Below are 23,357 nucleotides of genomic sequence, written 5' to 3'. Positions count from 1 at the left end.
CTTAGTCACGTTTAACAGGGGGGAAACATAATGGTCAAACATAATCCATTTCAATCACGTGCAACTTTCGAAGTAGATGGAAAAACGTATCATTATTATCAATTGAAAGCGCTTGAAAATGCAGGGGTTGGCAACGTATCTCAATTACCATATTCCGTGAAAGTTTTACTTGAATCTGTACTTCGTCAAGTAGACGGACGTGTAATTACAGAAGAGCATGTTACAAATTTAGCGAAATGGGGAACGAAAGATGTTCAAGAGATCGATGTTCCGTTTAAACCATCTCGTGTAATTTTACAAGATTTCACTGGTGTTCCAGCTGTTGTAGATTTGGCTTCGCTTCGTAAAGCAATGGCAGATATGGGCGGGGATCCTGATAAAATTAATCCAGAAATTACTGTAGACCTTGTAATTGATCACTCTGTACAGGTTGATAGAGCGGGTACGGCAGACGCGCTTGCATTCAACATGGACTTAGAGTTTAAACGTAATGAAGAACGTTATAAATTTTTAAGCTGGGCACAAAAATCATTTGATAACTATCGTGCAGTTCCACCAGCAACAGGTATCGTACACCAAGTAAACCTTGAATATTTAGCACCAGTTGTTCACGCGGTGAAAAATGCTGAGGGCGACTTAGTTGCATACCCAGATTCATTAGTTGGAACAGACTCACATACAACGATGATTAACGGTATCGGTGTTCTTGGATGGGGCGTTGGTGGTATTGAAGCAGAAGCGGGAATGCTTGGACAGCCTTCATACTTCCCAGTACCTGAAGTAATCGGTGTGAAATTAACTGGCACACTTCCAAGTGGTACTACAGCAACTGATGTTGCATTAAAAGTAACACAAGTATTACGTCAAAAAGGTGTAGTTGGTAAATTCGTTGAGTTCTTCGGTAATGGACTAAAGAGCATGCCTCTAGCTGACCGTGCAACAATTTCAAATATGGCACCAGAATACGGCGCAACTTGTGGATTCTTCCCAATCGATGATATTTCATTAGAATACTTACGTTTAACAGGTAGAGATGAAGAGCAAATTCGCGTTGTTGAAGAATACTGTAAAGCAAACGGTTTATTCTATACAGCAGACAGTAAAGATTCAATTTACACTGATCTTGTTGAAATTGATTTAAATACAATCGAATCTAACCTTTCTGGACCGAAACGCCCACAAGATTTAATTCCACTTTCAGATATGAAAGATGCGTTCCACAAAGCTGTTGTAGCACCAGTTGGAACACAAGGACTTGGATTTAATGAGCAAGAATTCGATAAAGAAGTGAAGGTTACATTAGAAGATAAAGAAGTAACGATGAAAACAGGTGCAATTGCAATCGCTGCAATTACAAGCTGTACAAATACATCAAACCCATACGTATTAATTGGGGCAGGTCTAGTTGCGAAAAAAGCAATTGAAAAAGGACTTGTAGTACCTGAATACGTAAAAACATCATTAGCACCAGGATCTAAAGTTGTTACTGAATACTTAGACAAATCAGGTTTAACAACATATTTAGATCAATTAGGTTTCCAAACAGTTGGTTACGGCTGTACGACTTGTATCGGTAACTCTGGTCCATTAGCAGAGGAGCTAGAAGAAGCAATCGCAGCAAACGATTTATTAGTAACATCTGTTTTATCTGGTAACCGTAACTTCGAAGGTCGTATTCATCCGCTTGTAAAAGCGAACTACTTAGCATCACCACCACTTGTTGTGGCATATGCACTTGCAGGTACTGTTGATATTGACCTGAAAAATGATGAAATCGGTAAAGATGCAAATGGCAATGCTGTTTACTTCAACGATATTTGGCCATCAGCTAAAGAAATTGAAGATGTAGTTCAAAGCGTTGTTACATCTGAACTGTTCAAGAAAGAATATGCACAAGTATTTAACAGCAATGAGCGTTGGAATGAAATCCAAACTTCAAATGAAGCTTTATATACTTGGGATAATGACTCAACTTATATTCAAAACCCACCATTCTTTGAAGGTTTATCTAAAGAGCCAGGTGAAGTTGAAACATTATCAGGTTTACGCATAGTTGGTAAATTTGGTGACTCTGTAACGACAGACCACATTTCACCAGCAGGTTCAATTGGTAAGCATACACCAGCGGGACGTTACTTATTAGAAAACGGCGTACAACCAGTTGACTTTAACTCTTACGGTTCTCGTCGTGGTAACCATGAAGTTATGATGCGTGGTACATTTGCAAACATCCGTATTAAAAACCAAATCGCACCAGGAACAGAAGGCGGATATACAACATATTGGCCAACTGGTGAAGTAACATCTATCTATGATGCTGCCATGAAATATAAAGAAGATGGAACAGGTCTTCTAGTTGTTGCTGGTAAAGATTACGGTATGGGAAGTTCTCGTGACTGGGCTGCGAAAGGTACAAACTTATTAGGTATTAAAGCAGTAATCGCAGAAAGCTTCGAGCGTATTCACCGTAGTAACTTAGTATTAATGGGCGTATTACCACTTCAATTTAAAGATGGCGACAGCGCTGAAACGTTAGGTCTTGTTGGTAATGAGTCATTTGAAATTCAAATCGACAAAACAGTTAGACCACGCGATCTTGTAAAAGTAGTTGCAACCGATGCAGATGGCAATGAAAAACAATTTGAAGTAGTAGCTCGTTTCGATAGTGAAGTTGAAATTGATTACTACCGTCACGGTGGTATCCTGCAAATGGTTCTTCGTGAGAAAATTGAAGAGTCTAAAGTATCGAACTAAATAATTGAAATGAACGATAAGGAAGCTAACGTATGTTAGCTTCCTTATTTTATGGAAAGGGATGAAACCATTTGGTTTCATCCCTTTCTTTTTACTATAAAAAATGGAGGGAACATCATGAAAGAATATAAAAGAATATTGTTACCGTTACAGAAAGAAAAATTATTAGTAATAGCAGCTGTATGCAGTGGACTTTTTGCAGCTATTTTAAATTTATCTCGGCCACTATTTATGGGGCTAATTGTAGATAATCTTATTCAACGAGAGCTGAAGGGAGCATATCTTTACATTACTTTGTTTACAGTTAGCCGCTTGTTAATGTGGGTGAACAATCTTTCATTTGATTATGTAAGCTCAAAAGCGAGTCAGCGAATATTAAGAGAGAAGCGTATAGATGTATTGCGTCATTTTTTCCTATTACCGTTTGAAGAGAGTGAGAAAGTCAAACAAGGAGAGTTAGAAACGTTAGTCGTGTCTGATATTCCAAACTGGGTCAGATTATATGGCTCTATATTAATAGAATATATACACGCTATTGCGCAATTTATAGGTGCGTTCATAGCACTACAACATATAGATACAAAGTTCATATTGTGGGTAACTCCATTTTTATTTTTAAGTGCAACGGTTCCGATGTTGATGGGGAAAAAGGTAAGAAATATTGCAAGCATTGCTCAAAAAAATCAATCAAGTGTTGTAGAGATGGTGTCACAGTTTGTAAAAGGTATACAAGATATACGGAGTTTACAAAAAGAAAAATGGGCAATTCACTTATTTAAAGGAGTAACAGCACAATCTTATAAAACGGAAGTAAAGAAGATGATGATGCAACATTGCATTGGAATAGTTGGAACGGTGATTGAAACGGTCACGTATATAGTTGTTCTTATTATAGGAGCACAAAAAATAATAAAAGGGGATATGGAAGTTGGATCGCTCGTTGCAGTATTAGCTACAATTGAGATGCTTTTTTCCCCTGTTCGTTATGCGAGTGATTTATTGATGATGACGCAAGTCGCAATCGCTTCGGCAAATCGAGTTTTTTGTTTTTTAGATATACAGGCTGAATACAGAAATGTAGAAAGAGCGATGGGAATCAGATTAACAAATGTTTCATTTCAAGAGAACGGTGAAGAGAGATGTAGAATTAAAAATATTCATTTGCAAATTAATCCTGGCGAACTCGTTATCATTGTGGGGGAAAGTGGTGCAGGTAAAACGACGCTTTTAAAATTAATCGCGGGCTTATATAAACCATCTAATGGTAGTATTGCTTATTATGGTAATAAAGCTTGTATGACTACTATATGGCAGGAACCTCGTTTTTTTCGAACGACAGTAAAAGAGAATATGTATTTCGGAGAAGAGTGCCTAGAAAAACAATTAGAAAAAAATATTGAACTTGTAAATGCGAAGCCGATTATTTGGAGGTTATCTGAAGGTATTCAGACTGTACTACATAAAAGCGGAGAAGAGTTTTCGGGAGGAGAGAGAAAGCGTCTGGCGTTATTGCGAGCGATTGTATCAAATCCGAATCTCATTATTTTAGATGAACCAACTGCGGGATTAGATCCGAACAATCAAGAAGTGGTTTGGAATATACTGAAAGGGCTAGGAGGGAATGTAACGAGAATTGTGACGACACATGATGTTGAGAGGGCGATGATAGCGGATCGAGTTGTCGTCATGAATAATGGGAGTATTGTGGAATGTGGGGATCCTAGAGAATTATTAACTTGTAAGTCATTGTTTAAAGAGATGCTAATAAAAAGATAAGAGCTATATAGCGCTCTTATCTTTATTCACTCTTATTAAGTTGATACGTATAAGATTCAGGATCGTTAGTGCTAAACTCTTTGACTAGAGTAAGTTGATTTGTATCCGGATTATATTTGAAAATTTTGACCGTATGTTCGCTACTTAGTGATGGATTATATTCTTGAATAGCAAATGTATTTTCAGCAATCTGTGTCATATTACTGGTTGAAACGTTTTCTACGGCATCATGATTTGTAGAAATTTCAACGACTCTTTCACCGTTGAAAAATAAAAGAACGATTAATAAAACAACTAAACATATTCGTATATAGCGAAGTTCTTTACTAATAGGATGTTCTCCCAAAACAATCATCCTTTCTATAACTATTGTATAGTAGTGGTGGTAGTCATCGTGAAGAAACTAAGAATACCGAGACCGGCTAAAAGGATAAATGAGATTAAAGCGATATAGAGACAAATACGTCCAACTTGCTTTTTTTCAGGATCTTTACTGAAGAGCGAGATGATCCAAGTGATAATCCCGATTGGGGAAAATATAAAACTAAGAATATATAATAGTATTTTTTCAAATAGATTCATAAAAATCCCCCTTTTTGAAAGTTCTACATGTGCAGTTTTCTTCGTATTAGTGCTGCTGTTATGTAGGAAAGTACAGAATAAACAGCACTATAACTAATCCAAACGTCTAAGTTTTGTAAAGTTAGGTGTATATCAAATCCCGAGACGATAATGAAAAAAATAAGTGGAACAGTAAAAGAAATAATAATAGCAGCCCATTTGAATTTGTATAGCAAGCCGCTAAAACAAATACATAGTAATGGTAAAGTGAAGAAAGCAAAAGTAAAAGGGTTGATAAGTAATTGTAAAATACATATCACCTCGCAGGTTTTGTATTTATTTCTAATTATATGATAAAAAGGTAAATATTTCATCTAGACTATAAATATTCTAACTATTTTGAATGTGAATATTTCCAAGCTTGTCCGTATAAGCTAAAATAAGGTATATAGTATTTTGTGATTATGTTATAAGAAGATAAACACGTTAGGGTGATATAAGATGTGGCGGAAGCTTACGATTATTGTAGTGTTACTTTGTTTAGCGGGATATGCAGCTTATGATCAGTTTGGTAAAAAGGATCAAGTAGTACAAGAAAAGCCAGCAAAAAGTGAAGCTGCTATGAAAGAGATGATCGCAAGGAACGGTATTGAAATAGGAAAGAGTGCACCAGACTTTGAATTGACAAAATTAGATGGAACGAAGGTAAAGTTATCGGATTTAAAAGGGAAGAAAGTTATTTTAAACTTTTGGGCAACGTGGTGTGGACCTTGTCAGCAAGAAATGCCTGATATGGAGGCTTTCTATAAAGAACATAAAGAAAATGTAGAAATTTTAGCAATAAATTATACGCCTTCAGAAAAAGGAGGGGGAGAAGAAAAAGTAAGAAATTTCGCTAAAGAAAAAGGGATTACTTTTCCTATTTTAATGGACAAGAACATTGATGTGACAACAGCGTATAAAGTAATTACGATCCCAACTTCGTATTTTATAGATACAAAAGGTGTTATTCAGGATAAGTTTATTGGACCGATGACGCAAAAAGAGATGGAAAAACGGATTGCTAAATTAAAATAACGGCGAAAAGGTAGAGATGGAATATAATCGTTTCTGCCTTTTCTTTTTCAAGTAGTGAAAGCTTCGTGATATGATAAAAGAAATATAAATGTTTAGAGATAAAGGAGTGTCTGGAGTGGGGAATGTATCCTTACCGTTAGATTATGTTGTAATTGATTTTGAAACAACAGGATTTAACCCTTATAATGATAAAATTATTCAAGTTGCAGCAGTGAAATATCGTAATCATGAACTAGTAGATCAGTTTGTTTCCTATGTGAATCCGGAGCGTCCAATTCCGGAACGAATAACGAGTTTAACAGGTATTACAAATTATCGCGTTTCGGATGCACCGACGATTGAAGAAGTGTTACCTTTATTTTTAGCATTTTTACATACAAATGTTATTGTGGCACATAATGCCTCTTTTGACATGCGTTTTTTAAAGAGTAATGTAAATATGCTTGGACTACCTGAGCCGAAAAATAAAGTTATCGATACTGTATTTTTGGCGAAAAAATATATGAAACACGCGCCTAACCATAAACTTGAAACGTTAAAACGAATGCTTGGAATTCGCTTAAGTTCTCATAATGCATTTGACGATTGTATTACGTGTGCGGCAGTTTATCAAAGGTGTGCATCAGTTGAAGAAGAAGGAAAAAGAAAAGCGAAGAAAGAAGTGCTTGATGAAACAATAGTATTTGAAGCGGTAAAAGAAATGCTTGTACGAAATAACCGTGATATTGAATGGATTCGTTGTATGAGTGTAGGAAGCTATTTAGATATAAAAGCTTTTTATCCGGTTATGAGAGTAAAAGTAAAAGGGCGAAAGAAATACATATTAACAGAAATATTAGAAGATGATGTGAAAGAAATATGTACGAGTTTAAAATGTGAACCTGCGTTAAAAAGTGAAGTTGGTAATACGAGAATTATGCTTAATAACTTAGAGGATGTCTTGAAATTAGAAAGTTATATTTTAGAACAGTATGATTTCGTATTACGAGCGCTGCGTGATTATAAAGAAAGTGAAGTGAATGCAGAAGAAAAATTAAAAGAGTATTTAAAAGTTTTGGTATAAAAAACTCCGTGTGCTATTTTGAAGTGAACCCGAATCGTGGTATAGGAAAAAACACCTCCTGAATTCGCATACAAAGTATGTAAATGTAACGGAGTTGTTTTTCATTTGAAGAGCAGAGTACATTACTGAGAAGAAGTAATGTGATTGATTTGATATTGAAAGGCCCCCACCATTTTAGTCCTATCTAAAATGGTGGGGGCCAATTTGGTTTCTAGTTAGTCGCTTATTAAATGTAAAGCTGTTTAGTTATCTTACAAATTTTCTTTGAAAAGTTCTGGTAAAAAATTACTGAATTCACTCATTTCTTCTACATTGTGTTTATATAAACCACTTAGATTAATAAATGGTGGTAATCCTTTCGGAAAAATGAATGTAGAAGTCATTACTGTACCGTTCTCGGATTTTTCGTATTGATGTATTACTTGTGAAATTACATCGTCATTATCATCTAAACATGAACCCATTAAAACATGGCTGTAATGGGTATTTATAGGACAATCTTTAGGGTCTTCCCATCTGATTCTTAGCGGGAATTCTAGTCCATCCCCAGCAGATTCGATTGAAGCTGATATGGCTCCTACATGCCCATGCACTTTAGGATCAACTAGCCACTTAAAATCAACATGTTCTTCTGGGTGCCATAGTTTATATCGTTCAGAGTTATCGATATTATCCCACCACCAGTCAATCATTTCTGGTGTTACGTCATTCAATTCATGTTCAACTACTATTGATACTTGGTTTTTCATTTTTGTACCTCCTATTTTTTAACCAACATAGTGTCGGTTATTTATATTTATTATTATAGTTTGTGTATTTCATACGTTCAGTAAACAGAAATAGCCGATCTGTTGTATTCTGAACACTTTATAAAAATATGTCTAAAAAAATTCAGGAAGGGAAAAATTGGCAAAAGCATACACTGATTTACGTATAGCTCGTACTAAAGAAGCAATACATTATACAGGAACTAAATTAATACATGAAAAAGGGGTAGATTCGATTATATACGTTTAAGGATATTACAACTAAAGCCAATATTAATCGAGGGACATTTGCTTGGAATTCAAAATATTTTCCGAATTAAGATATGGATGAAATGGTAACGTATCGATCCAATTTATCGATTTAACAACCTGTAGGAAATAATATCCTTTTGGAAATATACCAAAAGTACTAAGGGAATTGGGGCAGATGGTTTAGGTGTTTTGATCTGTGTCCCGATTTCGGGGGCATTTTAATTTATTATACACGGAGCTTTTTTAGGAGTACTAAAACATAAAATTTTCTTACAAATCTGATTAAAGAGTTTTTCATTTGCTCATACTATGTAGTAAGAAAGCGAAGGAGAAAGGGTGAGCAGCATGAGAAGAAGTCGCCGTAAATCGTTTGAAGAACTTGTAAATGAAAATAAACAACAATTATTAAGCGATCGCGATGCAATCGATCGAATTGAAGAACGTATTGAAAAACGTTATGAAATGAAACTTTTTAAGCAAGCTGAATAATTCTTAACGCTAGTACGATACTAGTGTTAAGGAGGCGATAGTAATGGGTAATCCGAAAAAGAATTCAAAAGACTTTGCACCAAATCAAATTGGAACACAATCGAAAAAAGCTGGTGGCAATAAAGGGAAGCAAATGCAAGACCAAACTGGTAAACAACCGATTGTTGATAACGGTTAAAGTAAAGGAGAATATTGCATTCTCCTTTTTTTGTATAAATTTGAAGGAATATAGGTAATTTAAGATGGTATGTATAAAGAATTAGGAGGGAAGTACATGCCGAATCCAGATAATCGAAATGACAACGCTGAAAAATTACAAGAAATGGTACAAAATACGATTGATAATTTTAATGAAGCAAAAGAAACAGCGGAACTTTCTAATGAAAAAGATCGTGCTGCCATTGAAGCGAAAAATCAAAGACGTTTAGAAAGTATTGATTCATTAAAAAGTGAAATAAAAGATGAATCTTAACAGAATGTACAAAAAAGGCTGACGGAAGTCAGCCCTTTTTTGTAATCGTAAAGTTTTCGACGAGTAAACGCCAATTTTGTGGGAATGGTAAACCAATCTTCCAGTAACTAATACCGCCAATACCTTGTTCTTTCATTAAATTGAATTTACTTTGAACAGATCGTGAATCTTCAAACCAAACTTCATGTTGTACACCGTTTTCGTCAAAGTAATTAAAATGGGGAGCTTGAGCTGTGAAATCATAACGGATAGGAACATTGTACTTACGTGCTAATGCGACCGCTGCGACAGAACTAACAGCTTTTGCGGGCGGATTACCTTGTTTAAATGGAAGTTTCCAATCGAACCCGTATAAATTTTGCCCCATCATAATTTTTTGTGGAGGCATTTGAGATTTTGCATATTGAAGTACTTCTTTTACAGGACCGATAGGAGAAATAGCCATCGGTGGCCCGCCTTGCCAACCCCAGTCGTATGTCATAATGACGACGAAATCAACAATTTGCCCTTGTGCTTTATAATCATGAGCTTCAAAGAATTTTCCTTTTTGAGTGGAGCTTGTTTTCGGTACGAGAGTTGTACTCAATGTGTACCCGCTAGGTAAGCGTGTTTTCACATTTCGTAAAAAACGATTATATGCTTCGCGATCTTCGGGCGCCACATTCTCGAAATCGAAGTGAATATCTCGCATACCGTATTTTTCAGCTGTTTGCAAAATGTTCGTAATAAATTTATTTTGAATGGTTGGGTCACGCAACAAAACAGATGTTAGTTCAGGACTAAAGTTCCCGTTTTCGATATTTGTAATAACGAGCATAGGGATGGTTTTGCCTTGAGTTGCAATATTAGCGATTTTAGCTGTTTCCGTTGGTTCTTTTAAAGTGCCGTCTCTTTTTGCTTCAAAGCTGAAGTAGGCTAAATATGTTAAAAATGGATTAATAGCACGTGTAGCATTTACTAAACTTTCTTTTATCGGTATTGTTGAAGGTTGTAAATAAGCGATGGATTCTACTGCTCGTTTTGTCCCTTTCGGTATATATAATTGCTGTCCGACATGGAGTATAGATTTTAACGATAGATTATTAACTTTAGCCAAACTAGCAAGAGGAACGTTATACGTTTGAGAAATTCGATATAGGCTGTCACCAGGCTGCACATAATAATTATTTCCTTTCGTATTAACGATAAGTGCCTGACCAACAACGAGCGTTTCAGCTGGATTTAATCCGTTGTCTTTTACTATTTCGTCAGGTGTTGATCCATATTTTGATGCCAAGCTATATACGCTATCACCGCTACGAACAGTTACAATTTGAATCATATGCTTGCTCCTTTCAGGAAAAGATTCACTGTTTTTATTTTATTTTTGATTCCGGTGTATTATGATTAAATGTATGCAAGGCAGCAGAAGTGAAAGAAGGCGAATACATATGTTTGTAGCAGAACATGAAGTTGAAATCCGTTATGCGGAAACAGATCAAATGGGTGTTGTTTACCATTCAAATTATTTGGTGTGGCTCGAACTAGGTCGCACGAAACTTATACAAGATTTAGGATTTTCATATGTTGAAATGGAGAAAGAAGGAATTATTTCTCCTGTGTTAGATTTGCAAATTTCATATCGCAAAGCGATGCGTTACGGAGAAAAAGCAATTGTGAAAACGTGGATTGATACTGTGAGCCCGCTTCGTGTTGTATATGGTTATGAAATATATAACGGTGATGATGAGCTTTGCATTACTGCAAGTACAACGAATATTTGTGCAAAAAAAGAAGGGTTCCGCCCTGTATCATTTAAAAAATTATATCCTGAGTGGTATGCGAAATATGAGGAAATTAAAAAGAAATAAAAAAAGCGTGGCAGAAGCCACGCTTTTTTTTATTTTTCATAATTAAATTGAGGGAAATCATCACCATCGTTAAGTGTAACAGATAAATTATGTCCATCGAAGAACCACTCATCATCGCCTTCAATAAAGAAGTTAATACCTTCTTCTTGAGTTTGAACAGCAGGATGTGCAGGGTCATCTTTACGAATACCTAAAGAAAGTCCTTTTTGCACAGTACTGCAACCGCCGTATTGTACGAAAAGGCGTAGTGTTTCACCCGATTGTAAGTTTAATTCGTTTTTATACCATTGTGCTGCTTCTTTTGTTACGGAAAGATTCATGTATAGTTCCTCCAGATTATGTTGCTTTTTCTTTAGTATAAAAAATAACGCAAAAAGACGCTATTAATATGCTTCACGTTTTCTTTTTGCGTTATGTGGGTTACGATCTTATTTTTGCTTTTTTGAAAAGTTTGCTTTCGGTTCAGTTTTATTTATAATTCGTCCGATATTTGCACGGTGTTTATAAATAACCATACCTGCTAATAAACACATCGCAATAATGAAGATTTTATCCCCGCTAACAATGGATGCAATAACAGCAACGACAGCTGTTACCATAGAAGAAAGTGATACGTATCTTGTTGTAAATAAAAGGCTGAAAAAGACAACAGCTAATATTGCAAAAACAACTGGTGAGTAGCATAATAGCACGCCAGCAGAAGTTGCAACTGCTTTACCACCGCGGAATTTCGCGAAAATTGGATATACATGTCCAAGAACAGCAGCTAAGCCGAACCATAGTGGGTGAACATCTAATCCGAAAATAATCGGTAGACTTGTTGCTAATGTACCTTTTAAAATATCAGCAATTGTAACGATGAAACCTGCTTTTTTCCCTAATGTGCGGAATGTATTTGTTCCGCCTAAATTACCGCTTCCGTGCTCACGAATGTCGATTCCATAGCCAATTTTTCCAACGACTAATGCAAATGGAATCGAGCCAAGTAAGTAGGCAACGATAAATAAAAGATATGTAGTAACCATAAGTTCAGTCTCCTTTATTCAAATGTGTTGATAAAGGGTAAAAAGAGTTTTTCCCGTTTATTGTACCATACATTTGTAAAGAGCACATTTCTTTTTTGTAAATGAAAAATTCATTATTTCGTGAAAAAAAATTCACAGGAATGTTACATTTCTTACAGAAACAATAAGACTATATGTTGTAACATTTTAATCAAGAGACACCAACATATTGATGGAGGGTTATGAATGTTACAACAAAATACACGTGGAGAAGAATTAATGAAAGTGTTTGGGACAATTGTCCACGGTAATGAACAAGATTTAATGCAGGAAAATGCAAATGTAGATGGCCGATCTCCAATGGGAGTGATGGGAACGTTCGCATCTGAGAGTGCAAAGTACTATGCTGTAGCAAATTTACTATCAGATCAAGTGAAAAAAGCGATAAATCAAAATATATTATATCCACATGATTTGGATTTTTATGCAACAGGAACGACGACTTGTTCGCAAATTCCTTTAGCACAAATGCTTGCTACCGGTTTTCATACTGGACATGGACATATGAGACAACCGCAAGACATTAAAAGTGCGTTGGCGCTTTCTTCAATTATTTTTCAAGCGAATCAAAACATGCAGCATGGTGGTCAATCGTTTGCACTCTTTGATATTGATTTAGCTCCATATGTGAGAAAAACCGTACTGAGACATAAAAAACGACTACAGTCATATCCGCTTACGAAAGAACAAATAGAAGAATTTGCATGGAAAGAAACAGAAAATGATACGTATCAGGCATGTGAAGCGTTCATTCATAATTCAAATAGTATGCATAGTAGGGGCGGTGGACAAGTACCGTTTATTTCTATTAATTATGGAACAGACACATCAAAAGAGGGACGGTTATTAGTTAGACAGCTTTTAAAAGCGACACAAGCTGGTCTTGGTAAAGGGGAAACACCAATTTTTCCTATTCAAATTTTTAAAATGAAAAAAGGTGTGAACTTTGAAGAATCTGATCCGAACTATGATTTATTTGAATTAGCGTTAGAGACAACGGCTGAACGATTATTCCCTAACTTTTCATTTTTAGATGCTCCGTTTAATGCAGTGCATTATGATGGGCGACCTGAAAGTGAAGTATGTTACATGGGATGTCGCACTCGTGTTATGTCTAATATACATGGAGAAGAAACAGCAATAGGAAGAGGGAATCTGTCGTTTACTTCTATTAATTTAGTGAAATTAGGGCTAATTAGTGGATCGAAAGAAGCGTTTTTTGAAGCGCTAAATTATTACTTGGATTTAGGAATTAAGCAATTATTAGAGAGATTCGCGTATCAATGTACGAAGCGAGCGAGAGATTTTCGATTTTTATATTCACAAGGTGTATGGCGTGGTGGAGAAACATTACAGCCTGAAGATTCTGTAGCACCTATTTTAAAGCAAGGGACGTTAAGTATTGGTTTTATCGGTCTTGCGGAATGTTTAGTAGCTTTAACAGGAAAGCATCATGGAGAAGATGAAGAGTCATGGAAACTTGGATATGAAATTATTTCCTTTATGAGGGAGAGAATGGATAAGGCGACAGAAGAACATCAACTGAATTTCTCAATCATTGCAACTCCTGCAGAAGGTTTATCAGGGAAGTTTGTGAAAAAAGACAGAGAAGAATTTGGTGAGATTAGCGGTATAACGAACCATAATTACTATACGAATTCATTCCATATTCCAGTTTATTATAACATTCAAGCGATAAATAAAATTCGTTTAGAAGGACCTTTTCATGCTCTATGTAATGGAGGGCACATTACGTATATTGAACTAGACGGAGCAGCGATGCATAATCAAAAGGCGTTAAAACAAATTGTACAAGCAATGGCAGAGCATGGCGTTGGATACGGTTCAATTAATCATCCTGTTGATCGTTGTAAATGTTGCAGCTATCACGGAGTTATTGGAAATGAATGTCCAAGCTGCGGAAATGAAGACGAGACTAATATAGAAAGAATTCGCCGTATAACTGGCTATCTTGTGGGAGATATGTCGAAGTGGAATAGTGCGAAACGTAGCGAAGAGATGGATCGGGTGAAGCATAAATGAAAGTGATGAATATCATTCATGATAGTGTAGTAGATGGGGAAGGGTTGCGGACAGTCGTGTTTTTTGCGGGCTGTCCGCATCGTTGTATTGGTTGTCATAATCCGAAATCGTGGAATGTTTGCAACGGAACTGAAATGACAGTAGAGGAAATTGTGAAAGAGATTGAAAGTAATCCATTAACTGATGTAACATTTTCAGGTGGAGATCCATTCTTTCAAGCTGCTGAAGTGAAAAAAGTAGCGAAAGCTGTGAAGGATTTGAAAAAAAATCTATGGATTTATACAGGTTATACGTTAGAAGAGATACAGAGTGACCAAAATAATGATATGATAGAATTGTTACATTATGGGGATGTTTTGGTCGATGGAAGATTTGAACTTGATAAAAAAGATTTAACACTTCCATTTCGCGGAAGCTCCAATCAACGTATTATTCGATTGAAAGAGTAAAAAGGCGGGATAGGTTATATGAATAAAACAGTATTGCTTGTTGAAGACGAAAGAAGATTACGTGAAATTGTTAGTGATTATTTTCGTAATGAAGGCTTTGAAGTAATCGAAGCGGAAGACGGAAAAAAAGCGCTAGAATTATTTGCTGAACATACAATTGATTTAATTATGTTAGATATTATGTTACCAGAAATAGATGGTTGGTCTGTTTGTAGACGAATTAGAAAAGAGTCAGCAGTACCAATTATTATGCTGACAGCACGTTCTGATGAGGATGATACATTACTAGGATTTGAACTAGGTGCAGATGAGTATGTAACAAAACCTTTTAGTCCAAAAGTGTTAGTAGCTCGAGCAAAGACATTATTGAAACGTGCGGATGGTGCGATAGGCGTAACTGAAGAAAATGCTATGTCTTTAGCTGGAATAGAAGTGAATCGACTATCTAGAACAGTTTTAGTAGATGGAGAAGAAATTATATTGACACATAAGGAGTTTGAGCTTCTTGTTTATTTAATGGAGAACAAAGGAATTGTGTTGTCGCGTCAACATTTATTAGATCAGTTATGGGGATATGATTACTACGGTGATGACCGAACGGTTGATACACATATTAAAAAACTGCGAAATAAGCTAGGAGATAGAGCGAAGCATATCGGTACTGTCATTCGAGTGGGTTATAAATTTGAAGAATAACCTTTAAGTTACTCTATGCACTTTAGCTTCGGGATATAGCAAATTTATACTCTCCTTTGTAGGTGGAATGTACAAAAAATACTTTTCTTGTCTACAATGATAGATAGGAGTATTTTTTTAATTGGATTTCACGATGAGTTCACAAGAAGGACACAAAAAGTGACTATACTGAAAGTACGAGTTCACCAGAGAGGGGAAATAAAACATGGGATATTACGACGGACCGAATTTAAATGAAGAGCATAGTGAAACGAGAGAAATGAAAAAATCAGGTAGTAAAAAAGGATACTTTTTTACAGGTTTAGTTGGAGCTGTAGTCGGGGCTGTTACAATTAGTTTTGCAGCACCTTACATGCCATGGATGCAAAATAATGGCGCGGCAGTTTCATCATTCAATTCTAATCAACAAGTGGAAGGTACGCTAGCCCCTGTTGTTAATAAAGCGAAGGGCGAAACTGATTTGCCAGGTATGGTTGAAGGGGCAAAGGATGTTGTAGTTGGTGTAATTAATATGCAGAAGACTATTGATCCGTTTGCGATGCAACCGGCAGAACAAGAGCAAACAGCTGGTACAGGATCAGGTGTTATTTATAAAAAATCAGGAAATAAAGCATATATTGTAACAAATAACCACGTTGTAGATGGTGCAAATAAACTTGCTGTTAAATTGAGCGACGGAAAGCAAGTTGATGCAAAATTAGTTGGTAAGGACCCTTGGTTAGACTTAGCAGTTGTAGAGATTGATGGATCTGCTGTTAATAAAGTTGCAACTTTAGGTGACTCTAGTAAACTTCGTGCTGGAGAAAAAGCAATTGCAATCGGTAACCCACTTGGATTTGACGGTAGTGTAACGGAAGGCATTATCAGTAGTAAAGAACGTGAAATCCCAGTAGATATTGATGGGGACAAACGTCCAGACTGGCAAGCACAAGTTATTCAAACAGATGCAGCGATTAACCCTGGTAATAGTGGCGGTGCATTATTTAACCAAAACGGTGAATTAATTGGAATTAACTCAAGTAAAATTGCGCAGCAAGAAGTTGAGGGGATTGGTTTTGCAATTCCAATTAATGTCGCAAAACCAGTTATTGAATCGCTTGAAAAAGACGGAGTGGTGAAACGACCAGCTCTTGGTGTAGGTGTAGTTTCATTAGAAGATGTGCAAGCTTATGCATTAAACCAATTAAAAGTACCAAAAGAAGTAACAAATGGCGTTGTATTAGGTAAAATTTATCCAGTATCACCAGCAGAAAAAGCTGGTTTAGAGCAATATGATATTGTAGTAGCATTAGATGATCAAAAAGTAGAAAATTCACTTCAATTCCGTAAGTATTTATATGAAAAGAAAAAAGTAGGCGAAAAAGTAGAAGTTACATTCTATCGCAACGGTCAAAAAATGACGAAATCAGCTACGTTAGCAGATAATTCAGCTACTAAGAATCAGTAAGGTGAAACATTAATTAGTAAGGTTATCCGCAAATAATGGATAAAAGAAAGTCTCTTTCATGTTGAAAGAGACTTTCTTTATCGGATATACTAAGGGAATAGGAGGGATTAATTATGATAATTGAAAACCCAACCCGTACGGAAATTGGTGAAGTATTGAAGAAAAGCAAAACGATTGCAGTTGTTGGATTATCAGATAAGCCAGAACGTACATCGTATATGGTTTCAAAAGCAATGCAAGATGCGGGGTACCGCATTATACCGGTAAATCCAACAGTTGATGAAGTACTTGGAGAAAAGGCAGTTCCTTCACTAAAGGATATTAAAGAACATGTGGATATCGTAAACGTATTCCGCCGTTCAGAATTTTTAATGGATGTTGCGAAAGAGTTTGTAGAGATTGATGCAGATGTTTTTTGGGCACAATTAGGAGTACAAGATGAAGGTACATATAAACTTTTACAAGAAAAAGGCTATACTGTAATAATGGATCGTTGTATTAAAGTAGAGCATGCGATGACAAAGTAGTTTATGTTTTGTTAACGGAAATGTTAATTTCGCCCCTTATATATGATGGGGTAGATGAACGAGGTGTTCATCATGAGATTTTTTAAAGGCTGTTTTTGGGGATTGTTACTTGTTATCCCGTTTTGGATATTGATCATTTGGATCATGATAAAGGTTTGGAATGTATAATCTTGGAATACATATCCATTTCTCGTTGACAAACGATTATTTTTCTGAAATAGTAGCCTAGAGGAATCCTTGTGAAAAAACAAGGATTTTTCTATTGAAAATGGTATATAAAAGAGATAAGATAACTTGCCAAAACTATAGTCGAGGCGTTATTCTATAATAGAAACATATGTTCTGATTTGATTAGGAAAGGGGCAAGGAGTTTGGCGAAGCATCAGTTCCAATACAATGAAGATGCAATTCAAGTGTTAGAAGGACTTGAAGCCGTTCGAAAACGCCCGGGTATGTATATCGGGAGTACGGATAGCCGTGGATTGCATCATTTAGTATATGAAATAGTAGATAACTCCGTTGACGAAGCGTTAGCGGGATTTGGCGACGAAATTTCTGTCGTAATACATAAAGATAATAGTATTAGTGTTATTGATAAAGGGCGAGGAATGCCTACGGGAATGCATAAACTTGGGAAACCAACACCTGAAGTTATTTTAACTGTACTTCATGCTGGTGGTAAGTTTGGTCAAGGTGGCTATAAAACAAGTGGTGGTTTACACGGTGTTGGGGCATCAGTTGTAAATGCCTTGTCAGAATGGTTAGTAGTAACGATTAAACGTGACGGAAGCATTTATGAACAACGCTTTGAAAATGGTGGTATTCCTGCAACGACGTTAGAGAAAATTGGGAAAACGAAAGAGTCTGGTACGACAATGCACTTCAAACCAGATACAACGATTTTCAGTACAACAAATTACAATTATGAAACGTTATGTGAGAGATTACGTGAATCTGCATTCTTATTAAAAGGAATGAAAATCTCGATAAAAGATGAACGTAATGATTTAGAAGATGTATTTCATTATGAAACAGGAATTGAAGCTTTCGTTTCATACTTAAACGAAGAGAAAGATTCGATTCATCCAGTTGTATACTTCACTGGTGAACAAAACGGAATTGAAGCAGAGTTAGCATTCCAGTTTAATGATGGCTATTCAGAAAACATTCTTTCGTTTGTAAATAACGTACGTACAAAAGACGGGGGAACACACGAAGCTGGATTTAAAACAGCAATGACACGTGTGTTCAATGAGTATGCTCGTAAAGTTTCACTATTAAAAGAAAAAGACAAAAATTTAGAGGGTACAGATATTCGTGAAGGTGTAGCGGCTATCGTTTCTGTACGTGTGCCAGAAGAAGTACTTCAGTTTGAAGGGCAAACGAAAGGGAAACTAGGTACAAGTGAAGCTCGTTCTTCAATTGATGCAATTGTATCTGAGCATTTAGCTTACTTTTTAGAAGAAAACCCGGATGTTGCTACACTTCTTGTGAGAAAGGCAGTTAAAGCAGCGCAGGCACGTGAGGCTGCTCGTAAAGCGAGAGAAGAAGCGCGTACTGGTAAGAAGAAGAAAAAATCAGAAGGTACTTTAAGCGGAAAGTTAACCCCTGCGCAATCGCGTAATCCGCAGAAAAATGAATTATATTTAGTAGAGGGTGACTCTGCCGGTGGTTCTGCGAAACAAGGGCGAGATCGCCGTTTTCAAGCTGTATTGCCATTACGTGGTAAAGTAATTAACACGGAAAAAGCAAAGCTTGCTGATATTTTTAAGAATGAAGAGATTAATACGATTATATACGCAATTGGCGGTGGCGTAGGGAATGAGTTCGCTGTTGAAGATATTAACTACGATAAAGTTGTTATTATGACCGATGCGGATACGGATGGAGCACATATTCAAGTGTTACTACTGACGTTCTTCTACCGCTATATGAAACCACTTATTGAAGCTGGTAAAGTATTTATCGCACTTCCACCTTTATATAAAGTAAGTAAGGGAAAAGGGAAAAGTGAAGTAATCGAATATGCATGGTCTGATGAAGAATTAGATGGTGTAACAAAAAAGGTCGGTAAAGGCTATATGTTACAGCGCTATAAAGGACTTGGTGAAATGAATGCCGACCAATTATGGGAGACAACGATGAATCCTGAAACACGTACGTTAATTCGTGTGAAAATTGACGATGCATCAAGAGCTGAGCGTCGAGTTACGACATTGATGGGTGATAAAGTAGAACCTCGCCGTAAATGGATCGAACGAAATGTACAATTTGGTATGCAAGAAGAGGGAAATATTTTAGAAAATGAAATGATTATGGAGACGGAGGTGGAATAACATGCAAGCAGAGAAGTTTCATGACCTCCCGCTTGAAGACGTGTTAGGTGATCGCTTTGCACGTTATAGTAAATATATTATTCAAGATCGCGCGCTTCCAGATGCGCGTGACGGTTTAAAACCGGTACAAAGACGTATTTTATATTCTATGTATGTAGAAGGAAATGTACATGATAAAGCGTTTCGTAAATCAGCTAAAACAGTAGGTAATGTTATTGGTAACTACCATCCACACGGTGATTCCTCTGTATATGAGGCGATGGTACGTTTAAGTCAAACTTGGAAAGTACGTAATGTTTTAGTTGAAATGCATGGTAATAATGGTAGTGTTGATGGCGATCCAGCAGCGGCAATGCGTTATACAGAAGCACGTTTATCACCAATCGCATCTGAGTTATTACGTGATCTTGATAAAGAAACAGTAGAATTTGTGTCAAACTTCGATGATACGAGTGAAGAACCAGTTGTATTACCGGCAATGTTCCCAAACTTATTAGTGAACGGATCGACAGGGATTTCAGCTGGTTATGCAACAGAAATTCCTCCGCATCACCTTGGAGAAGTAATTGATGCGACGATGATGCGTATTGATAAGCCGGATAGTACTGTTGATGATTTATTAACAGTTATTAAAGGACCAGATTTCCCAACAGGTGGTATTATTCAAGGGATTGATGGTATTAAAAAAGCGTACGAAACAGGGAAAGGTAAAATTATTATTCGCGGAAAAGCAGAAGTTGAAACGATTCGTGGTGGGAAGCAACAAATCGTTATTACAGAAATTCCGTATGAAGTAAATAAAGCGAACCTTGTTAAGAAAATGGATGAATTACGTCTAGACAAAAAGCTAGATGGAATTGCTGAAGTGCGTGATGAGACAGATCGTACAGGTCTTCGCATCGTTGTAGAATTAAAAAAAGAAGTAAATGCTGAAGGTATTTTAAATTATTTATATAAAAATACAGATTTGCAAATTCCATACAACTTTAATATGGTAGCGATAAATAATCGTCGTCCGACACTTATGACATTAACTAAGATTTTGGATGCATATATTGGGCATCAGAAAGAAGTTGTTACAAGACGCTCACAATATGAATTAAGAAAAGCAGAAAATCGTCAGCATATTGTAGAAGGTTTAAAGAAAGCATTATCGATTTTAGATGAAGTGATTGAAACGATCCGTACTTCTAAAGATAAGCGTAATGCGAAAGATAATTTAAGTGCGAAATTTGGATTTACAGAAGCACAGTCAGAAGCAATCGTATCGTTGCAACTATATCGTTTAACGAATACAGATATTACGGCGCTAGAACAAGAAGCAAATGAGCTTAATAAGAAAATTATAGAGTTACAGTCGATTTTACAAAGTGAAAAAAGACTACTTCAAGTTATTAAAACAGATTTGAAGAGAGTAAAGAAAACATATAGTGATGATCGCCGTGCTATTATTGAAGAACAAATTGAGGAAATTAAAATTGATGTGGAAGTTATGATTCCGCAAGAAGATGTCATCGTTACTGTAACGAAAGAAGGATATGTGAAACGAACAGGCTGGCGTTCACATAATGCATCGAACGGGAAAGACTTCGGTATGAAAGAGGGTGACATCTTACTTGAGCGTTTCGATACAAACACGACAGAAACCGTTCTTTTATTTACGAACAAAGGAAATTATATTTATCTTCCTGTATATGAAATGCCAGAAATTCGTTGGAAAGATTTAGGTCAACACGTTGCGAATCTCGTTTCACTCGAGCGGGATGAAATGATTATCTGGGCGACCGTCGTACCGAATTTTGAAGAAGAAAAACGATTTATCGTATTTGTTACACGAAACGGTATGATTAAGAAAACCGAATTAAACCAATATAAAGTACAGCGCTATTCAAGAGCGTTCGTCGCTGTAAACTTGAAAAAAGAAGATGAAGTTGTTGATATATTTGCGACAGATGGAACGAGTGATATTGTTCTTGCAACTCATGGTGCATATGCACTTATTTTCCATGAAGATGAAGTAAGTCCAGTTGGTGTAAGGGCCGCTGGTGTAAAAGCAATTAATTTAAAAGAAGATGATTATGTCGCTTCTGGTAAACCGTTAAATGGTGAGAAAGATCAACTTATTCTCGTGACGCAGCGAGGTGCTGTAAAACGTCTAAAAGCATCAGAGATTGAGAAATCAACGAGGGCGAAGCGAGGTCTTGTTATTTTCAAAGAGTTAAAGCGTAATCCGTACCGCATTGTCGGTATTGAAATTGTGCGAGACGATGAACTAATTTACATGAAGACAGAGAAACACATTGTAGAAGAAATTGATCCGAAAGCGTATCGAAATAAAGACCGGTATAGTAACGGTAGTTTAGTATTAGATGTTAATGATACTGGTGAAGTTGTAGAAACGTGGACGAAGAAAAGACCGGAATAAAGGAAGCATCTTGCTATGAATAGTAGCAAGATGCTTTTTTATAAGCAAATCATTATGCGTATAAAAATAATCTTGTTATAATAGTGGAATGAAATCGTTCTCATAAAGTGAAACTTTAATCAGTGGGGGTTTTCTTCATCTCCCATTGAATATTAGTCTTCACCAATCGGGCTTTTACGAGCAATTGATCCCTCACCTAACTTCTGTGCTTTCGCTGAATTTTGAGGTAGGGGTCTTACTGCCCGCAAGTAGCGGGATAAATGGAGGGGCAACATGAAAAAAATAGGTGTAGGGATTGTAGGATTTGGATTTTCTAGTACAACATTTCACATCCCGTTATTACAAACGATAGAAGAATATGATATTCGTGCTATCTTATCATCAAAAGAAGAAGTAGTGAAACAAGCATTACCAAATGCTGAAGTTATTGGCACAATTGAGGAATTAGTAAATCGTGCTGATATTGACTTAGTAGTTATTACTTCACCGAATACAACTCATTTTCCATATGTAAAAGAAGCGATTGTACATGGTAAGCATGTTGTTGTGGAAAAACCATTCGTTGTTTCAATTGAAGAAGGAGAAGAACTTATTTCATTAGCGAAGCAACATAATGTCGTTTTAAGTGTGTATCACAATCGCCGTTTTGATAATGATTTCTTAACGATAAAGAAATTGTTAGAAGAAAAAAGAATAGGGAATGTATACGCATATGAAGCGCATTTCGATCGTTTCCGCCCACATGTACGTGATCGCTGGAGAGAAAAGAATTTACCGGGATCGGGAATTTTATATGACTTAGGCTCACATTTAATTGATCAAGCATTATCATTATTTGGGAAACCAGATGCGATACATGCTGATGTAATAAAGCAACGACCAGGTGCAGAAATTGATGACTACTTCCATGTTGTACTTCACTACGGAGTAAAGCGTGTCATTTTACATAGTAGCAGTTACGTAAAGCAAGCAGGTCCACATTTTACACTGCATGGAGATAAAGGTTCTATCGTGAAGTATGGTATGGATTCACAGGAAGAACAATTAAAAAATGGAATGAAGCCAGGCGATAACGGTTATGGAGCAGACTCTGAAGAGAATTTTGCTACTATAGAAACAGAAGAAGAATTAGTACGTATGCCGACAGAAGTCGGCTGTTATGAAATGTATTATAAAGGTGTAAGAGATAGTATTGTAAATGGTGAGAAACTACCTGTAACAGCAGAAGAAGGTTTAGATGTTATTAAAGTGATTCAATTAGCTATTGAAAGTAGTGAAACGGGTAGAGTCATTTCGGTAAAGTAAAAAA

General features: G+C 36.3%; 22 protein-coding genes. 16 read left to right on the top strand and 6 right to left on the bottom strand.

What is annotated here, in order from left to right:
- Positions 1 to 30 precede the first annotated feature (30 nt).
- Positions 31 to 2,754 carry an aconitate hydratase AcnA gene (gene acnA, locus JDS80_RS07970; protein ID WP_199637949.1) on the top strand — a complete coding sequence of 908 codons (2,724 nt, stop codon included), beginning with the start codon at positions 31 to 33 and terminating at the stop codon, positions 2,752 to 2,754.
- Positions 2,755 to 2,805: 51 nt separating this feature from the next.
- The gene (locus JDS80_RS07965) at positions 2,806 to 4,530 is read left to right on the top strand and encodes an ABC transporter ATP-binding protein (protein WP_199637947.1); all 1,725 of its coding nucleotides are present in this window, start codon (positions 2,806 to 2,808) and stop codon (positions 4,528 to 4,530) included.
- Between the two features lie 22 nt (positions 4,531 to 4,552).
- Here JDS80_RS07965 and JDS80_RS07960 read toward each other — a convergent pair whose 3' ends face one another.
- Together JDS80_RS07960 and JDS80_RS07955 are read right to left on the bottom strand one after the other, a co-directional pair.
- Positions 4,553 to 4,885 (bottom strand): YmzC family protein, encoded by a 333-nt coding sequence (locus JDS80_RS07960; protein WP_098889893.1) that lies wholly within the window; start codon positions 4,883 to 4,885, stop codon positions 4,553 to 4,555.
- A gap of 11 nt (positions 4,886 to 4,896) precedes the next feature.
- The gene (locus tag JDS80_RS07955; protein ID WP_002121369.1) at positions 4,897 to 5,112 is read right to left on the bottom strand and encodes a hypothetical protein; all 216 of its coding nucleotides are present in this window, start codon (positions 5,110 to 5,112) and stop codon (positions 4,897 to 4,899) included.
- Positions 5,113 to 5,592: 480 nt separating this feature from the next.
- Between JDS80_RS07955 and JDS80_RS07950 the strand changes: the two genes are divergently transcribed.
- Together JDS80_RS07950 and JDS80_RS07945 are read left to right on the top strand one after the other, a co-directional pair.
- Positions 5,593 to 6,168, top strand: coding sequence for a TlpA family protein disulfide reductase (locus JDS80_RS07950; protein WP_071747669.1), 576 nt, complete (start codon positions 5,593 to 5,595; stop codon positions 6,166 to 6,168).
- A 115-nt stretch (positions 6,169 to 6,283) separates the two neighbouring features.
- Entirely contained in the window at positions 6,284 to 7,231 is a 948-nt protein-coding gene (locus tag JDS80_RS07945) for a 3'-5' exonuclease (RefSeq protein WP_071747668.1), read from the top strand.
- 251 nt (positions 7,232 to 7,482) lie between these two features.
- Here the strand turns inward: JDS80_RS07945 and JDS80_RS07940 are convergent, their stop codons facing one another.
- The gene (locus JDS80_RS07940) at positions 7,483 to 7,980 is read right to left on the bottom strand and encodes a DAPG hydrolase family protein (RefSeq protein WP_071747667.1); all 498 of its coding nucleotides are present in this window, start codon (positions 7,978 to 7,980) and stop codon (positions 7,483 to 7,485) included.
- Positions 7,981 to 8,595: 615 nt separating this feature from the next.
- On the opposite strand from JDS80_RS07940, the gene JDS80_RS07930 reads away from it, so the two are divergent.
- The 3 genes from JDS80_RS07930 (at position 8,596) to tlp (ending at position 9,211) form a co-directional block, all read left to right on the top strand.
- Entirely contained in the window at positions 8,596 to 8,739 is a 144-nt protein-coding gene (locus tag JDS80_RS07930) for an FbpB family small basic protein (protein ID WP_001254699.1), read from the top strand.
- Between the two features lie 43 nt (positions 8,740 to 8,782).
- Positions 8,783 to 8,917 carry an acid-soluble spore protein SspN gene (sspN, locus tag JDS80_RS07925; protein ID WP_000527988.1) on the top strand — a complete coding sequence of 45 codons (135 nt, stop codon included), beginning with the start codon at positions 8,783 to 8,785 and terminating at the stop codon, positions 8,915 to 8,917.
- A 96-nt stretch (positions 8,918 to 9,013) separates the two neighbouring features.
- The gene (gene tlp, locus JDS80_RS07920) at positions 9,014 to 9,211 is read left to right on the top strand and encodes a small acid-soluble spore protein Tlp (RefSeq protein ID WP_001133508.1); all 198 of its coding nucleotides are present in this window, start codon (positions 9,014 to 9,016) and stop codon (positions 9,209 to 9,211) included.
- 28 nt (positions 9,212 to 9,239) lie between these two features.
- On the opposite strand, the gene JDS80_RS07915 is transcribed toward tlp, so the two are convergent.
- A complete protein-coding gene (locus tag JDS80_RS07915; RefSeq protein ID WP_097902768.1) occupies positions 9,240 to 10,532 on the bottom strand; it encodes a glycoside hydrolase family 18 protein in 1,293 nt (430 codons plus the stop codon).
- A gap of 109 nt (positions 10,533 to 10,641) precedes the next feature.
- Between JDS80_RS07915 and JDS80_RS07910 the strand changes: the two genes are divergently transcribed.
- A complete protein-coding gene (locus JDS80_RS07910) occupies positions 10,642 to 11,061 on the top strand; it encodes an acyl-CoA thioesterase (RefSeq protein ID WP_071747665.1) in 420 nt (139 codons plus the stop codon).
- Positions 11,062 to 11,090: 29 nt separating this feature from the next.
- On the opposite strand, the gene JDS80_RS07905 is transcribed toward JDS80_RS07910, so the two are convergent.
- Both JDS80_RS07905 and plsY read right to left on the bottom strand, forming a co-directional pair.
- Positions 11,091 to 11,381 (bottom strand): HesB/YadR/YfhF family protein, encoded by a 291-nt coding sequence (locus tag JDS80_RS07905; RefSeq protein ID WP_001054451.1) that lies wholly within the window; start codon positions 11,379 to 11,381, stop codon positions 11,091 to 11,093.
- A 108-nt stretch (positions 11,382 to 11,489) separates the two neighbouring features.
- Positions 11,490 to 12,086 (bottom strand): glycerol-3-phosphate 1-O-acyltransferase PlsY, encoded by a 597-nt coding sequence (gene plsY / locus JDS80_RS07900; protein ID WP_000258967.1) that lies wholly within the window; start codon positions 12,084 to 12,086, stop codon positions 11,490 to 11,492.
- A 225-nt stretch (positions 12,087 to 12,311) separates the two neighbouring features.
- Between plsY and JDS80_RS07895 the strand changes: the two genes are divergently transcribed.
- The 8 genes from JDS80_RS07895 to JDS80_RS07860 all read left to right on the top strand — a co-directional run bounded on the left by JDS80_RS07895 (position 12,312) and on the right by JDS80_RS07860 (position 23,353).
- Complete coding sequence (locus tag JDS80_RS07895) at positions 12,312 to 14,168, top strand: anaerobic ribonucleoside triphosphate reductase (protein WP_071747664.1); 1,857 nt, start codon at positions 12,312 to 12,314, stop codon at positions 14,166 to 14,168.
- The gene (gene nrdG / locus JDS80_RS07890; protein WP_071747663.1) at positions 14,165 to 14,617 is read left to right on the top strand and encodes an anaerobic ribonucleoside-triphosphate reductase activating protein; all 453 of its coding nucleotides are present in this window, start codon (positions 14,165 to 14,167) and stop codon (positions 14,615 to 14,617) included. Before JDS80_RS07895 ends, nrdG begins: the two co-directional genes overlap by 4 nt.
- An 18-nt stretch (positions 14,618 to 14,635) precedes the next feature.
- Positions 14,636 to 15,313: a response regulator transcription factor gene (locus JDS80_RS07885; protein WP_071747662.1), complete on the top strand. Its 678-nt coding sequence runs from the start codon at positions 14,636 to 14,638 to the stop codon at positions 15,311 to 15,313.
- A gap of 205 nt (positions 15,314 to 15,518) precedes the next feature.
- Positions 15,519 to 16,760: a S1C family serine protease gene (locus JDS80_RS07880; protein ID WP_071747661.1), complete on the top strand. Its 1,242-nt coding sequence runs from the start codon at positions 15,519 to 15,521 to the stop codon at positions 16,758 to 16,760.
- Positions 16,761 to 16,873: 113 nt separating this feature from the next.
- Positions 16,874 to 17,287, top strand: a complete 414-nt coding sequence (locus JDS80_RS07875) for a CoA-binding protein (RefSeq protein WP_098889672.1) — start codon at positions 16,874 to 16,876, stop codon at positions 17,285 to 17,287.
- Between the two features lie 371 nt (positions 17,288 to 17,658).
- Positions 17,659 to 19,623, top strand: a complete 1,965-nt coding sequence (gene parE, locus JDS80_RS07870) for a DNA topoisomerase IV subunit B (RefSeq protein WP_001062211.1) — start codon at positions 17,659 to 17,661, stop codon at positions 19,621 to 19,623.
- Between the two features lies 1 nt (position 19,624).
- A complete protein-coding gene (gene parC / locus JDS80_RS07865; RefSeq protein ID WP_199637945.1) occupies positions 19,625 to 22,048 on the top strand; it encodes a DNA topoisomerase IV subunit A in 2,424 nt (807 codons plus the stop codon).
- Positions 22,049 to 22,321: 273 nt separating this feature from the next.
- Positions 22,322 to 23,353, top strand: a complete 1,032-nt coding sequence (locus tag JDS80_RS07860; protein ID WP_071770735.1) for an oxidoreductase — start codon at positions 22,322 to 22,324, stop codon at positions 23,351 to 23,353.
- Positions 23,354 to 23,357: the final 4 nt, after the last annotated feature.

This window comes from Bacillus cereus group sp. N8 (genome assembly GCF_016483685.1).
Taxonomy (GTDB): Bacteria; Bacillota; Bacilli; order Bacillales; family Bacillaceae_G; genus Bacillus_A; species Bacillus_A proteolyticus.
This window is presented reverse-complemented; position numbering and strand designations above follow the sequence as displayed.

What these genes read in the sequence shown, in the direction of transcription:
- sspN (WP_000527988.1), top strand. Translation starts at nt 8,783, where the DNA reads ATGGGTAATCCGAAAAAGAATTCAAAAGACTTTGCACCAAATCAAATT.
- JDS80_RS07915 (WP_097902768.1), bottom strand. Translation starts at nt 10,532, where the DNA reads ATGATTCAAATTGTAACTGTTCGTAGCGGTGATAGCGTATATAGCTTG.
- JDS80_RS07960 (WP_098889893.1), bottom strand. Translation starts at nt 4,885, where the DNA reads ATGATTGTTTTGGGAGAACATCCTATTAGTAAAGAACTTCGCTATATA.
- JDS80_RS07905 (WP_001054451.1), bottom strand. Translation starts at nt 11,381, where the DNA reads ATGAATCTTTCCGTAACAAAAGAAGCAGCACAATGGTATAAAAACGAA.
- JDS80_RS07910 (WP_071747665.1), top strand. Translation starts at nt 10,642, where the DNA reads ATGTTTGTAGCAGAACATGAAGTTGAAATCCGTTATGCGGAAACAGAT.
- parC (WP_199637945.1), top strand. Translation starts at nt 19,625, where the DNA reads ATGCAAGCAGAGAAGTTTCATGACCTCCCGCTTGAAGACGTGTTAGGT.
- JDS80_RS07860 (WP_071770735.1), top strand. Translation starts at nt 22,322, where the DNA reads ATGAAAAAAATAGGTGTAGGGATTGTAGGATTTGGATTTTCTAGTACA.
- acnA (WP_199637949.1), top strand. Translation starts at nt 31, where the DNA reads ATGGTCAAACATAATCCATTTCAATCACGTGCAACTTTCGAAGTAGAT.
- JDS80_RS07895 (WP_071747664.1), top strand. Translation starts at nt 12,312, where the DNA reads ATGTTACAACAAAATACACGTGGAGAAGAATTAATGAAAGTGTTTGGG.
- JDS80_RS07930 (WP_001254699.1), top strand. Translation starts at nt 8,596, where the DNA reads ATGAGAAGAAGTCGCCGTAAATCGTTTGAAGAACTTGTAAATGAAAAT.
- JDS80_RS07880 (WP_071747661.1), top strand. Translation starts at nt 15,519, where the DNA reads ATGGGATATTACGACGGACCGAATTTAAATGAAGAGCATAGTGAAACG.
- tlp (WP_001133508.1), top strand. Translation starts at nt 9,014, where the DNA reads ATGCCGAATCCAGATAATCGAAATGACAACGCTGAAAAATTACAAGAA.
- JDS80_RS07955 (WP_002121369.1), bottom strand. Translation starts at nt 5,112, where the DNA reads ATGAATCTATTTGAAAAAATACTATTATATATTCTTAGTTTTATATTT.
- JDS80_RS07950 (WP_071747669.1), top strand. Translation starts at nt 5,593, where the DNA reads ATGTGGCGGAAGCTTACGATTATTGTAGTGTTACTTTGTTTAGCGGGA.
- JDS80_RS07940 (WP_071747667.1), bottom strand. Translation starts at nt 7,980, where the DNA reads ATGAAAAACCAAGTATCAATAGTAGTTGAACATGAATTGAATGACGTA.
- JDS80_RS07875 (WP_098889672.1), top strand. Translation starts at nt 16,874, where the DNA reads ATGATAATTGAAAACCCAACCCGTACGGAAATTGGTGAAGTATTGAAG.
- JDS80_RS07885 (WP_071747662.1), top strand. Translation starts at nt 14,636, where the DNA reads ATGAATAAAACAGTATTGCTTGTTGAAGACGAAAGAAGATTACGTGAA.
- JDS80_RS07965 (WP_199637947.1), top strand. Translation starts at nt 2,806, where the DNA reads ATGGAAAGGGATGAAACCATTTGGTTTCATCCCTTTCTTTTTACTATA.
- nrdG (WP_071747663.1), top strand. Translation starts at nt 14,165, where the DNA reads ATGAAAGTGATGAATATCATTCATGATAGTGTAGTAGATGGGGAAGGG.
- plsY (WP_000258967.1), bottom strand. Translation starts at nt 12,086, where the DNA reads ATGGTTACTACATATCTTTTATTTATCGTTGCCTACTTACTTGGCTCG.